The 13097-nt window shown below is 43.9% G+C and carries 12 protein-coding genes; 11 read left to right on the forward strand and 1 reads right to left on the reverse strand.

Going from position 1 to position 13097, the window contains the following annotated elements:
- Positions 1–35: 35 nt before the first annotated feature.
- The 11 genes from nhaD to rimO all read left to right on the forward strand — a co-directional run bounded on the left by nhaD (position 36) and on the right by rimO (position 11600).
- Complete coding sequence (gene nhaD, locus DR864_RS18285; protein ID WP_310587527.1) at positions 36–1352, forward strand: sodium:proton antiporter NhaD; 1317 nt, start codon at positions 36–38, stop codon at positions 1350–1352.
- A gap of 106 nt (positions 1353–1458) precedes the next feature.
- Positions 1459–2499 carry a DUF4097 family beta strand repeat-containing protein gene (locus DR864_RS18290; protein ID WP_114068315.1) on the forward strand — a complete coding sequence of 347 codons (1041 nt, stop codon included), beginning with the start codon at positions 1459–1461 and terminating at the stop codon, positions 2497–2499.
- Positions 2500–2721: 222 nt separating this feature from the next.
- Complete coding sequence (gene rfbA, locus DR864_RS18295) at positions 2722–3582, forward strand: glucose-1-phosphate thymidylyltransferase RfbA (RefSeq protein ID WP_114068316.1); 861 nt, start codon at positions 2722–2724, stop codon at positions 3580–3582.
- Positions 3583–3658: 76 nt separating this feature from the next.
- Positions 3659–4249 carry a riboflavin synthase gene (locus DR864_RS18300; RefSeq protein WP_114068317.1) on the forward strand — a complete coding sequence of 197 codons (591 nt, stop codon included), beginning with the start codon at positions 3659–3661 and terminating at the stop codon, positions 4247–4249.
- 24 nt (positions 4250–4273) lie between these two features.
- Positions 4274–5743 (forward strand): alpha-amylase family glycosyl hydrolase, encoded by a 1470-nt coding sequence (locus DR864_RS18305; RefSeq protein WP_114068318.1) that lies wholly within the window; start codon positions 4274–4276, stop codon positions 5741–5743.
- A gap of 84 nt (positions 5744–5827) precedes the next feature.
- The gene (locus DR864_RS18310; RefSeq protein ID WP_114068319.1) at positions 5828–6334 is read left to right on the forward strand and encodes a GbsR/MarR family transcriptional regulator; all 507 of its coding nucleotides are present in this window, start codon (positions 5828–5830) and stop codon (positions 6332–6334) included.
- An 87-nt stretch (positions 6335–6421) separates the two neighbouring features.
- Complete coding sequence (locus DR864_RS18315) at positions 6422–6997, forward strand: hypothetical protein (protein WP_114068320.1); 576 nt, start codon at positions 6422–6424, stop codon at positions 6995–6997.
- Entirely contained in the window at positions 6994–7908 is a 915-nt protein-coding gene (locus DR864_RS18320) for a TIGR01777 family oxidoreductase (RefSeq protein ID WP_114068321.1), read from the forward strand. The genes DR864_RS18315 and DR864_RS18320 overlap by 4 nt, the downstream gene beginning before the upstream one ends.
- Positions 7909–7954: 46 nt before the next feature.
- Positions 7955–9469, forward strand: coding sequence for an FG-GAP repeat domain-containing protein (locus DR864_RS18325; RefSeq protein ID WP_114068322.1), 1515 nt, complete (start codon positions 7955–7957; stop codon positions 9467–9469).
- Positions 9470–9510: 41 nt separating this feature from the next.
- A complete protein-coding gene (locus DR864_RS18330; RefSeq protein ID WP_114068323.1) occupies positions 9511–10161 on the forward strand; it encodes a hypothetical protein in 651 nt (216 codons plus the stop codon).
- Positions 10162–10292: 131 nt separating this feature from the next.
- A complete protein-coding gene (gene rimO, locus DR864_RS18335) occupies positions 10293–11600 on the forward strand; it encodes a 30S ribosomal protein S12 methylthiotransferase RimO (protein ID WP_114068324.1) in 1308 nt (435 codons plus the stop codon).
- A gap of 121 nt (positions 11601–11721) precedes the next feature.
- On the opposite strand, the gene DR864_RS18340 is transcribed toward rimO, so the two are convergent.
- Complete coding sequence (locus tag DR864_RS18340; RefSeq protein WP_114068325.1) at positions 11722–13086, reverse strand: putative oxidoreductase C-terminal domain-containing protein; 1365 nt, start codon at positions 13084–13086, stop codon at positions 11722–11724.
- Positions 13087–13097 lie beyond the last annotated feature (11 nt).

Consider the following 13097-nt stretch of genomic DNA (forward strand, 5'->3'; position numbering starts at 1 on the left):
TCCCCTAACCCTTTTTTATCTGTTAATCTTAGTCAATGATGGCTATTCTACTCGCTGCCGTATTCATTTTAGGATACGTGCTGATTGCCTTTGAGCATCCGTTGAAAATCGACAAAGCCGCCTCCGCGTTATTAACGGGGGTTTTTTGTTGGATAATCTTATTGTTTGGCTTCGAAAATATGCCCGCTTTTGAAGGTATATCCTCCCAACCCGACGTTCATAAAGTGCTTGATGAGGCGCTTTTCGAACATTTAGGCGAAATCGCTGGGATTTTGTTCTTTTTGTTAGGAGCCATGACAATTGTCGAGTTAGTAGATGTTCACGAAGGGTTTCGTGCCATTACAGACCGTATTACGACAACCAACCGGATAAAGCTGTTGTGGGTTATCTCATTGATTTCATTCTTCTTATCGGCAGTTCTGGACAACATGACGACGGCCATCATCATGTGTGCTCTATTGCGGCGAATTATTAAAGAAAAAGAAAATATTTGGCTGTTTGGCGGCTTTGTAGTCATAGCCGCCAATGCTGGGGGGGCGTGGTCACCCATCGGGGATGTGACCACCATTATGCTCTGGATTGGAGGACAAGTGACGACGGTTGAGATTATGCAATCGTTGTTTATTTCGTCGTTTGTGAGTCTGTTGGTCCCGCTTTTGGCGGCCACGTATTTTTTGCGCGGTGGTAGGGCGTTACCCAAAATACCCGTAAAGGAGTCGAAAGAACATGCGCAAACAACCCCTTTGGAGCAAAATATAATGTTTGTGTTGGGAGGGGCTGCCCTTCTATCGGTGCCAGTATTTAAGGCTTTTACGCACTATCCACCTTACATGGGGATTTTGCTGGCCGTGGGTCTTTTGTGGTATTTTACCGAATTGTTGCACCGGGGCAAAGCACTTGAAATCAAACAGGGCTTTTCGGTGGCGGCGATGTTGCACCGGATTGACACGCCCAGTATTTTGTTTTTTTTAGGAATTTTGCTGGCCGTTGGCGCTTTAGATACATCGGGGCATTTGCGATTAATGGCGACTTTTCTTAATCAGACCTTTGGCAACATTTACATTATCAACACGTTAATCGGACTTCTGTCAGCGATTGTCGACAACGTTCCACTAGTGGCGGCTGCAATGGGAATGTATCCATTGACTGAGTTTCCACCTGATGCCGATTTTTGGAATTTATTGGCGTACTGCGCGGGTACGGGGGGGAGTATCCTCATTATTGGTTCGGCGGCAGGGGTGGCTTCTATGAGTATTCTGAAAATTGATTTTCTTTGGTATCTTAAGCGCATTTCGGGTTATGCGCTCTTGGGGTATTTGGCAGGAATCGGGGTTTATTATTTGATGCACTGATTTTTTGATAAATATTTTTGGCGCCGTGCAACGTTTCTTTTTTGTTTTTCATCTCTTGTAAAAAACACCGCGGAAAATCATAATTCGCCCTAAACATTTACAGATCATGAAAACATACAGCCTCCTTTTATCTTTCCTTTTCGTTGCCACGCTCATTTTTGCCCATAAAGACGACGAAAAACCCTATTTCACCAAAACATTCAATGCGGGTTCTGTCAAAGCACTTAATGTGCGTACTTCGGGTGGGAGTATCAACGTAGCGGGCCAAAGCGGCGATGCCAAAGTGGAAATATACGTTCGGGGTAATAATTGGAATGGCAGCTCACAATTGAGCAAAGAAGAAATCACCGAGCGCCTCAAAGACTATGAATTGACCGTAGCGTTGGACGGAGAGACCCTTATTTGCAAATCAAAACGTAAAAGCGAAAACGACAAATGGGATTGGAAACAAGGCCTGAGTATTTCGTTTAAAATTACAGTTCCTGAAAAAACCACCACCGATTTGGCTACCAGCGGCGGTAGTATCAAACTAGCCAAACTGTCGGGAAATCAAAACTTTGCTACGAGTGGAGGTAGTTTACATTTGGAGCAATTGAGCGGCAATGTTAAAGGACGTACCTCTGGCGGGAGTATTCATTTAACTAATTCACAAGAGCAATTAGACCTTGCCACCAGTGGCGGTAGCATCAAAGCCGAAGGCTGCAATGGCGACATCAAATTGGTAACCTCTGGCGGCAGTATTCAATTGGATGGCTTAAGTGGTAATGTGCGGGCCACCACCAGTGGTGGTAGCATCAAAGGTGGAGACATTAAAGGCGAATTGACGGCAGTTACTTCAGGCGGCTCCATTCGCTTGACTGGTGTAGCCGCCGCACTCAAAGCCTCCACCAGCGCAGGCGGCATCAATGCCGAAATCGTTTCTTTGGGCAAATACCTCGACCTTTCAACTTCAGCGGGGGGAATTCATGTGCAGATGCCAATGAACAAAGGACTTGATTTGGATTTGCGTGCCAACCGGGTCAACGTTGGCACCTTAAATAATTTCAACGGTATTATGGAAAAAGACCGTGTCAATGGCAAACTCAATGGCGGTGGTACGTTGGTGACCATGCGCGCTAGTTCAGGTTCTATTTCGCTCAATGACTAAAAAAGCAATGTAGTTTATAAAGGTTTCCAGCGTGAAAGCCTGATGCTTCGGTGTCAGGCTTTTTTTGTGCATATCCTGCCCTAAAATAATTTTAAGTAACTTAGGACGAAGGGCTTTTGGGGTAAACTATGGCTTTCCCGATGAGATTCTCTATTTTTATGGCGCTAAATTTGTTTTGAAAGTATTATTTCACTCACTCAACATAGTTTGAATCAAATCATCATGAAAGGAATTATTCTTGCCGGAGGTTCCGGCACTCGTTTGCACCCTCTTACGCTGGCCGTAAGTAAACAATTGATGCCGGTTTACGATAAGCCGATGATTTATTATCCATTGTCAATCCTGATGTTGGCGGGTATTCGGGAAATTCTTATTATTTCAACCCCGCACGATTTGCCGCATTTTCAGAAATTGCTTGGTGATGGCAGCCGTATCGGGTGCGCCTTTAGTTATGCCGAACAACCTAGCCCTGATGGATTGGCGCAGGCATTTATTATCGGAGCCGATTTTATAGGAAAAGACAAAGTAGCGCTGGTGTTGGGCGATAATATATTTTATGGAAGCGGCCTCAGCAAATTGCTACAGGCCAACAACGACCCCGACGGCGGGGTAGTTTATGCGTACCAAGTACAGGATCCAGAACGCTATGGCGTCGTTGAATTTGATCAGGATTTTAACGTAGTTTCTATTGAAGAAAAACCTGAACATCCCAAGTCAAACTATGCCGTACCTGGGTTGTATTTTTATGATAATGAGGTTGTTGACATTGCTAAAAATATTAAACCAAGCCCCCGTGGAGAATTAGAAATTACGGACATCAACCGGGTATATCTTGAGCGTGGGAAATTGAAAGTAGGCGTACTCACGCGCGGAACCGCGTGGCTCGATACAGGCACGTTTGCTTCTCTCATGCAGGCGGGGCAATTTGTGGAAGTGATTGAAGAACGTCAGGGACTGAAAATCGGTTGTATTGAAGAAGTAGCGTACCGAATGGGCTTTATTGATGCCGAACAATTGCGAGAAATTGCCCAACCGCTTCTGAAAAGCGGTTATGGCCGGTACTTATTAGGAATCTTGAAATAAGATAGCCGACGACAGACGTTAGAAAAAAAAGCGCTTTCTCCGACGTTTGTCGTCCAAAATCTAAAAATCCAGAATAATGTTTACAGGAATTGTAGAGACGACCGCCGAAGTAGTTGAAATTATCTTTGAGGGGACAAATATCACTTTTAAGCTTCATTCTCACTTGGCCTCTGAGCTCAAAATCGACCAGAGTGTAAGCCATAACGGGGTGTGTCTGACCGTAACGAGCCTTGAGCAAGATACTTACACCGTAACAGCGGTGGACGAAACCCTTAAAAAAACCAATCTCGGTTATTGGAAAGTGGGTACAAAAGTCAACATCGAACGTTGTATGCCCGCCAACGGGCGTTTCGACGGCCATATTGTACAGGGGCACGTAGACCAAACGGGCATCTGTACGTATATAGAAGAGGTCGGCGGGAGCTGGCTGTATGATTTTAAATACGATGCGTCGGTAGGCAATATCACCGTAGAGAAAGGCTCAATATGTATCAATGGCGTGAGTTTGACGGTCTTCAATTCGCAGGACGATGGTTTTCGAGTAACCATCATTCCGTATACCTACAATCATACCAATTTTCATCAGCTTCAGGCGGGCGATGTGGTCAATCTGGAATTTGATATACTAGGAAAGTATATGCAGAAGATTCTGGCGAAGAAGAATTAGTAGCGATTAAAATATTCTAAAACATTGGCACACCCACGCATCTGCTACGAAATCTTCGTTCGCTCGTTTTGTGATTCAAACGGCGACAACATCGGTGACCTCAACGGTATCACCTCAAAATTAGACTATTTACAGGATCTGGGGGTCGAAGCCCTCTGGCTTTCTCCCATTTTGCTTTCGCCTAGCTATCATAAATACGATGTCGTTGATTATTATGCCATTGATCCAGATTACGGCACGTTAGAAGATTTCAAGCGCCTGCTTTCTGAGGCCCACGCTCGGGGAATCAGGATTATTATGGATTTGGTGATCAATCATACGAGTGCCAATCATCCGTGGTTTCAGGAGTCGGTGAAGGGAAAAGAGAGTCCCTATCGGCAATTTTACACTTGGAAAAGTCCCGAGGATATTGAGCGACTGGGTATTGCCACCCGCGAGGTGACGCCCGATACCTGGGATCGGAACCCGTGGCATAAATGGCGGCAAAATACCGAAAAGTACTACGGACTTTTCTGGAAAGGAATGCCCGACCTGAATTGCGACCATCCGCCTGTGCGTCAGGCAATTTACGAAATAGGCCGTTATTGGCTCAATATGGGCGTAGACGGCTTTCGTTTGGATGCCGCCCGGCATATTTATCCCGAATGGGAGGAACACAAAAACTACGATTTTTGGGTAGAATTTCGGACAGAAATGCAAAAGGCAAATCCTGATGTGTATTTGGTGGGGGAAGTCTGGACCGCCGCCGAAAACATCGCCCCGTACTTCAAAGGGTTGACGGCCAATTTTAACTTCGATTTGAGTTTAGCCATTCAAAAAATAGTCGCCAAAGAACGTGATACGGTGCAGTTGGTGGCCACTTTGGCGGGTACCCGGGCCGTTTTTTTTCAAACCAGCCCGCAATTTATCGACGCCATCATGCTCACCAACCATGACCAAGTGCGCATCGGAAGTGTGATGGGCGGCAATCTCAACCGCCTCAAAGTAGCGGCGAATTTACTACTGACGCTGCCCGGTCAACCTTATTTGTACTATGGTGAAGAGCTGGGAATGTTGGGTAAAAAGCCCGATGAGTATATCCGAGAACCGTTTTTATGGGATTATCGTGAGAAAGACCGTCACCGCGCTCGGTGGATGCAGCCCAAATACAACAAAAGTAATACTGTCGTCCCGCTGGTTGGGCAAATCAACGACTCAAATTCATTATACAACCATTATAAACGGTTGATTCAATTACGAAAATCACAGCCTGCGTTGGCTGATATTCATGGAGAGATCGAGCCGCTCCCCAATGAAGACCCACGCTTGGTTGCTTTCATCCGAAAGTCCAATGGCCAAGCGGTTTGGGTGATTCACAATCTTTCGGCCAAAAGCGTGAAATTCTCGGCCGCTAATCTGCCAGCTCAGTTTATTTTCAGTACTCACTCCGAAACAAAATTTTTGAAAATAGGAATACTTTCGTTGGAGCCTTACAGTTGTGTGGTGTTGGAATAAAGATTCTTTTGGATTGGAAAGAATTATTATTAAAATATGTTTCAATTTATTTTGAAACTATAAAAAATAAATATACTTTTGGCTATGGAATTAGTAGAAGCAAAAGGCCGTTTTATTCAGGCGTGGGGAACATTGGCAACCCAATGGGGAATTAATCGCACAATGGCTCAGATTCATGCGCTATTGATGATTTCTCCCGATTCGCTGACAACCGAAGACCTTATGGAACAACTTCAGATTTCAAGAGGGAACGTTAGTATGAACCTGCGAGACCTAATGGATTGGGGGTTGGTTTTTAAAGAATTACGTTCAGGCGAGCGTAAGGAATACTTTTATGCCGAAAAAGATGCTTGGAAGGTAGCGAAACAGGTAGCTAAAGAACGCAGAAAACGTGAGTTGGAGCCTGTAGTAAAGTTATTGGATGAACTAAAAAATGTGCCAGTTCGCTTTGGGAATCGTGAATCCGAAACATTTCATTCAACGATTGAGAGTATAAGCAGAGTTGTAAATCTTGCCGACGGAACGCTAGATGCTGCCATGAAAGCAGAAGAAAGCCTTATATTAGGAAGCTTGATAAAGCTTCTTCGCTAAAATGAGTTTTTTTATCGCACATTAATTTGTGTTATTTTTTGAAAATTTAATTTCAATAATTTCTGAAATTTCTAAATTTGCAATAATATGAATCGTGTCATGAATTTTCCAGAGCGTTCATTGGAAGTGACGTCTGCCTTTCGCCAAAAATGGTTTTGGATGTGGGCGTTGCTGCCTATTGCTGCTTACTATGCAAGTTGGCTAATGATGACGGTACCGTTCCCTCTATTTTTAGTCATAGCTCAGTGGTGGGCGTTAGACCATAACAAATGGAAAGAAAATCCTAAAATTTGGCTCTGGAATTTTGTGATTTTTGTCTTAACAGGGTTAGTATTAGTGATGCTGCTTGACCATTTGACAATTTCTGAAGACTACACTCTTTTTGTTGTTATCTTTTTCGTTATCTATTATGGAATACAGACATTAAATGAGTTTTTGCTTGTTAAAGTATTTATGAAATGGCGCTTTGGGTTTTGGTCAGTTGCTAATTTACTGGCTGCATTGTTCTGGATAGGGATATTATTATTCGGAAAAGCGGTAATTGATAATCAAATTAAGTTCGAGTATCTTCTTTGGATAATTATTCCCATTATGGGCTTCATTTCAAATATCATTACTGGTTTAGGAATTCATTTGGCCACTCAATCACGCTACGGAGTATGAAAAAGATTGTAATTGCTGGCGGAACAGGGTATTTAGGAAATGTACTCGTTCAATATTTTATGTCATTAGGATATGAATGTGTTGTTCTGACAAGACAAGCCCTGAAGTCCTTTGAGGGAGTCAGATATATACAGTGGAATGCTAAAAAATTGGGAAATTGGACTGAAGAGTTGGAAAATACAGAAGCGCTTATTAACCTAACGGGTAAAAGTGTCAACTGCCGTTATAATGCTCAAAATCGACTTGATATTTTTAACTCCCGTCAATTATCCACACTCGTATTGGGAGAGGCCATCCAACAATGCAAAAATCCTCCAAAAATTTGGATTAACTCTTCGTCAGCAACCATTTATCGACACGCCCCAGACCGCCCAATGGATGAATTTGATGGTGAGATAGGAGAGGGATTTTCGGTAGAGGTCTGTAAATTATGGGAACACACATTTAATGGTTTTAATTTGCTCAAAACACGAAAAATCATCATTCGGTCAGCCTTGGTATTGGGCAAAGATGGCGGTGTTTTTCCAGAATTTAAAAACCTTGTTCAGATAGGACTTGGAGGCAAAATGGGAAGTGGCGCGCAAATGGTCAGTTGGATACATGAACAGGATTTTGTCAATGCGGTTCATTTTTTAATAAAGAATCCCGCGTGTAGCGGCATATTTAATCTTTCCGCTCCAGTACCATTATCGAACAATGACATGATGTCGATTTTAAGACGGCAAATGAATCGACGTTTTGGTTTGCCGAGTACGCTGTGGATGTTGAAATTAGGCACTTGGTTGAAGCAAACGGAAGCGGAGTTGGTTCTTAAAAGCCGATGGGTGCTGCCAACACGATTGCAGGCAGTCGGTTTTGAATTTGAATTTATGGAGTTCGATAAGGCGGTGGATAATTTATTGAAAACTTGAACGTTCGGTTCATTGCTGTTAAGTTTGGCTTTTATTTCCCAAACCTATGATGCTTCGTTCTGCGTTTGCCATTTCGTTATTGGTATTGCTTTGTTTTTTTATAGGCTGTCAAAAAGACCCTGCCCAACATGAACCGTTGGCGCGGCAGCACTGCGGCGGATGTCATTTGTTCCCCGACCCTAATTTATTGCCCAAAACCGTTTGGGAAAAAGATGTACTACCCTATATGGCGTTGCGGTTGGGATTGGATGAAGATTTGAAAAAAATCCGAAAACTGAACGCCAACGACCTCAAAGTAAAAGCGGTCCAACCCCTGATTTCCCGGGAAGATTGGCAAAAAGTAAAAGACTATTATTTGGACTTGGCCCCCAAGCGTCTGACCCCGCTCGTTTCGTCCCCAAAAGCAACCTTAATTGAGAAACAATTTGAAATTCGCCCTCTGTTTTCACCCATTGAACAGGAAATGGCCAACGTCACCTGCGTTCGCATCGACGAGACCAACAAAGGCGTGTATGTAGCCGATGAAGTGAACCAAACAGTATGGCTGATGGATGCCGAAGGAAAGGCCGTTAAACGCTTTGGCGGTCAGCCGGCAGTTAGTGATTTACAGTTTTTGGATGCTTCCCATCAAAATCTTTTGGTGACCTATATTGGTGAAACCGTCAAGGTTACCTACAACGCTAACGGCTACGCACAAACAGTCAACATGGGCCAAAAAAGCGCGAATAACGCCTCGTTGTTGCTTACCAAGTTGCTTCGTCCTACGCAAACCATTCAGCAGGATTTAGACAATGACGACCAGCCCGAACTCATTACCTGCGAGTTTGGGGTCATTGAAGGGAAATTCTCCGTTTGGAAGAAAAATGTGGCGGGTACTTACGAGGCCAACGTGCTAAGTGCTACCCCTGGAGCGCTGCGTAGTGTGGTGGTGGATTGGAACAAAGACGGAATGCCCGATTTAATGACGCTGTTTGCCCAAGGTGACGAGCGCATCGTGCTGTACCTCAACAAAGGTAACCTGAAATTTGAAGAAAAAACGCTGTTGCGCTTCCCGCCAGTGTTTGGCTCTAGCTATTTTGATGTGGTGGATATGAATAACGACGGACGATTGGATATTCTCTATACCTGTGGGGATAATGCCGACCTTTCGGTCATTTTTAAACCCTATCATGGATTGTATCTCTTTGAAAATCAAGAGAAAGGAGAGTTTAAGCAAAGCTATTTTTATCCTATCGACGGCGCCTATAAAGTGGCCCCAGCCGATGTAGATGCCGACGGGGATTTGGATTTGGTCAGTATTGCGTTTTACGATGATATTGACACCAATCCCCAAACCAACGTTCTATATTTTGAAAATCAGAAAGGAAAATTCAAACCATGGTCTATCCCGATTGGTCGCATGGGCCGCTGGCTCACCTTAGATACTGGCGACATCGACGGTGATGGAGATATTGATTTTGCCTTGGGAAGCCACCCGTTGGGCCTTACACCTGGAAGGATGCGCGGCACTTGGGCCCGCAACGGCTTGATGGGTGCTTATTTGTTGAATTTGAGGAAATAAAGGGAGAATATCGGTCGTTTTTGAACTATAACGGCCATTGTATGAAACCCTTTTTACTGCTTCTTTTAGGCTTCTTTTGGAGTAGTATTGCCGCTGCTCAATATCCATCTACTAATTATTGGTTTGTAGAGTTAGGGATAGCAAATTCTGTAAATAACTCTAAATCACCTATTAAAAAAGGGAATTCGCCTGTTCTTTTATGGTCTCCCAAAAACCAAACCTATGCCAATATAGGTAGACATTTCGAGTCTACAGAGGGGCATTTTGTTGAAATATTTTTTCACAGTAGGTTTGTTGGTGATAATCTTGTGGACTCTGCCGTCTTAACGGGAATAAGGTTAGGTACTGGCAAAAAAAGAATGAGGGGATTTATCGAAGTAGACTACGGTGGACAGAATGGTAATTTCTCATCGTATACTATACAAGATGAGGCTGCTGGGTATTTTTACGGAGCAGGATTTCGTTATCTTTTAACTAAAAGAATGTCATTACAAATATCAGGTTTAAGGAATCATTTTTCTCAATTTTTCCAAGTACAACCGCCCTATAAACATCCTGTTCGTACTTTATTAGCTACAAGTTTGTATTGGAACCTAAATATTAAGTCTGATAAACCTGCTAAAGCCCCCAAAGTAAAGAAATTATCGCCGCGCCGTCAAAACCGTTGCCTGTATTCTCCTTCAAATACCTAATCAATTTTGGTGCTTCCGATTACGTTGCCGAACTTTGTGGCGTAAAAAATAGTAGTAAGTAGTGGGTATAAAGTATTGAGTATCATTATTTCGCTCAATACCCATTACTCAGTACCCAATACTTAGGAGAAATGAAAACCAAAGGAACCAAGAAAAATAAAGTCAACATCGTGACGCTGGGTTGCAGTAAAAACCTGGTGGACAGCGAGAATATCTTTACCCAACTTAAAGGCAACGGCTATAACGTTTCGCACGAATCTAAAAAAGACGATGCCAGCATTGTGATTGTGAACACCTGCGGGTTTATCGACAACGCCAAGCAGGAATCCATCGATACTATTTTGCGCTATGCCGATGCCAAAGATGCGGGTTTGGTAGATAAGGTTTACGTAACAGGCTGTTTGTCACATCGCTACAAAGATGAATTGGCGGTTGAAATTCCAACCGTCGACGCTTGGTTTGGCACCAATGAACTGCCTCGCTTACTCAAAACCCTCAAAGCAGATTATAAACAGGAACTCGTCGGCGAACGTTTATTAACAACGCCTGCTCATTACGCGTATCTGAAAATTGCGGAGGGCTGCGACCGTCCATGTAGCTTTTGCGCTATTCCGCTCATGCGCGGTGGGCACGTTTCGCGGACGATTGATGATTTGGTGATTGAGGCTAAATCATTGGCCCGTCGCGGGACGAAAGAACTGATTTTGATTGCCCAAGATTTGACTTATTACGGGCTGGATATCTATAAAAAACGCAATCTGTCGGAGTTATTGAATCACCTTTCCGACGTGGAAGGCATTGAATGGATTCGTTTGCAATACGCCTACCCGTCGGGTTTTCCGATGGATGTTTTGGACGTAATGCGCGAGCGTTCCAACATTTGTAAATACTTAGATATGCCCCTTCAAAGCGGCAGTACGGAGTTGCTGAAATTGATGCGTCGCGGTATTACACGGGAAAAAACGGAGGATTTGATCAAAACCATTCGCGACAAAGTGCCCGGTATTGCGTTGCGTACGACGCTGATTGCGGGCCACCCGGGCGAGACGGAAGAAATCTTTGAAGAAACATTGGAGTTTGTGGAGCGCACTCGTTTCGACCGTTTGGGCGTGTTTACGTACTCACACGAAGAGCAAACGTTCTCCCACACCATGCCCGATGACATTCCTGCGGAAGTGAAACAACAGCGTGCCGACGACATTATGGCCGTGCAGCAGGATATTTCGTGGTCGTTGAACCAAGCCAAAATCGGCAATACGTATAAAGTGCTTTTTGACCGAAAAGAAGGCGGTTATTTTATCGGTCGAACTGAATTTGACTCCCCGGAAGTTGATAATGAAGTGTTATTGCCAGCAAGTCAGTTTGTGCGCCAGGGTGATTTTGCCAACGTAAAAATCACCAATGCCGAGGAGTTTGATTTGTACGGTGAGTTGGTATAAGGTTTTGAACCGCAACGGCGGACCGTCACAAAGAACACTAAGTTTTACACAAAGGGCCACAAAGATTCTTCTTCGTGGCCCTTTGTGCTATTCTTTTAGACTGTTGCAGTTAAAATAGTACCTACTTTTTCGCTTTTGCCAATTTTAACGCCTCTGTCGTTGTATAATATTTGGCAATCATATTAGGAACTTCCCACGCAGGAAGTTTGCCCGCTTTCAAAAACTCCATGTATTTCTTGGCTACTTGAGAAAAGTGTGCTTCGTGTCCAATATCATATTTCTTGGGTACAATCACTTCCCAGCCTTTGGCGTTTTTCTTTAACTCAATGCCCGGATACGCTGCCTGCGCTTTTTTGAAGGCTTCGGCGACAGCTTTTTCGTAGGCAGGCGTGGCATTTACTGGCTCAATGTACAACACAGGTTTAAAGTTTTGCTCTTTGCCCTGACGAATAATCAGATTGGCCTTGCTGCCTTTCATGATCGAATAATGCGTGTCGCCCGTTCCCTGCGGTGCCTGAAAATTCCAGATTACGGATGCCCGTGCGTGAACACCTTTGAGCGTGTAATCAATCTGTCCGTTGGCATATACTTCCAGATTCTTTCCTTTCACATCCTTTTTCAAATAATCAGGATACGTATCGCTTTTGGTTACCAGTTTAAACTGTTCGGGAGTCAGCGTTGTGGCATTGTGCGTGGCAGACAAAAGCTTTATATCTTTTTGATAATCAATGACCTGATTGGGGAAACTGCTCCATTGGATCAAATCCACCAAGTGCGTAGTCACGTCTACGATGCCTTCGCCCTGTTGGTTTACATCAAAAAACCAACTTGGACGAATCAGTGGCTCCCCCGATACATACTTAAAAAAATGGTGAACACTTTCTTTGGTAACGGCGGGGTCTTGAGGTGTACCTTTTTGTAGGGTTCCAAACAATTCGGGTAACAACGCCAATTCACGTTGCAGCGCGTTGGAGATTTCGTAACGCTCGGTCATGATGTCGTAGAGCAATACGTTCTTCTTTTTCGCCTGTGTAAACGCATCTTTTAGTAACGTAAACCCAGCGGCATCAATGGCCATAGGTTTATCAGCCAATACATTCAAACCAGCATCCACCGATTTTTTGATATAATCGGTCTTTTTTTGGTTATTTCCTGCCAAAACGACCAGATTACCTGCTTTTTCGGAAAGCATTTTTTGGAAAAAATCGGGCCCCGTATAGACTTTTTCGTCCCATTGAGTCGGGTCTTCGGGGCGGGAATTATATTTTTTGATTTTGTCAAGATAAGAGTCTACATCTGGGCCTTTGGAGGCGTACACGTGCACAACAGGGTTTACATTGTCGTAACGGGTATTTTGTACCAATGCCGCATGAAAATGCCCTGGCTCCAATACAATCAGACTGACTGATTTGTTCTTCTCTTGGCCCATGGCGGGGAGGGTTAAACTGCCGGCCGCTAACAAACAGCCTAAAACGCGTGCTTTCATAAATGACGTAA

This window comes from Runella rosea (assembly GCF_003325355.1).
Taxonomy (GTDB): Bacteria; Bacteroidota; Bacteroidia; order Cytophagales; family Spirosomataceae; genus Runella; species Runella rosea.

What these genes read in the sequence shown, in the direction of transcription:
- nhaD (WP_310587527.1), top strand. Translation starts at nt 36, where the DNA reads ATGATGGCTATTCTACTCGCTGCCGTATTCATTTTAGGATACGTGCTG.
- DR864_RS18290 (WP_114068315.1), top strand. Translation starts at nt 1,459, where the DNA reads ATGAAAACATACAGCCTCCTTTTATCTTTCCTTTTCGTTGCCACGCTC.
- rfbA (WP_114068316.1), top strand. Translation starts at nt 2,722, where the DNA reads ATGAAAGGAATTATTCTTGCCGGAGGTTCCGGCACTCGTTTGCACCCT.
- DR864_RS18300 (WP_114068317.1), top strand. Translation starts at nt 3,659, where the DNA reads ATGTTTACAGGAATTGTAGAGACGACCGCCGAAGTAGTTGAAATTATC.
- DR864_RS18310 (WP_114068319.1), top strand. Translation starts at nt 5,828, where the DNA reads ATGGAATTAGTAGAAGCAAAAGGCCGTTTTATTCAGGCGTGGGGAACA.
- DR864_RS18315 (WP_114068320.1), top strand. Translation starts at nt 6,422, where the DNA reads ATGAATCGTGTCATGAATTTTCCAGAGCGTTCATTGGAAGTGACGTCT.
- DR864_RS18320 (WP_114068321.1), top strand. Translation starts at nt 6,994, where the DNA reads ATGAAAAAGATTGTAATTGCTGGCGGAACAGGGTATTTAGGAAATGTA.
- DR864_RS18325 (WP_114068322.1), top strand. Translation starts at nt 7,955, where the DNA reads ATGATGCTTCGTTCTGCGTTTGCCATTTCGTTATTGGTATTGCTTTGT.
- DR864_RS18330 (WP_114068323.1), top strand. Translation starts at nt 9,511, where the DNA reads ATGAAACCCTTTTTACTGCTTCTTTTAGGCTTCTTTTGGAGTAGTATT.
- rimO (WP_114068324.1), top strand. Translation starts at nt 10,293, where the DNA reads ATGAAAACCAAAGGAACCAAGAAAAATAAAGTCAACATCGTGACGCTG.
- DR864_RS18340 (WP_114068325.1), bottom strand. Translation starts at nt 13,086, where the DNA reads ATGAAAGCACGCGTTTTAGGCTGTTTGTTAGCGGCCGGCAGTTTAACC.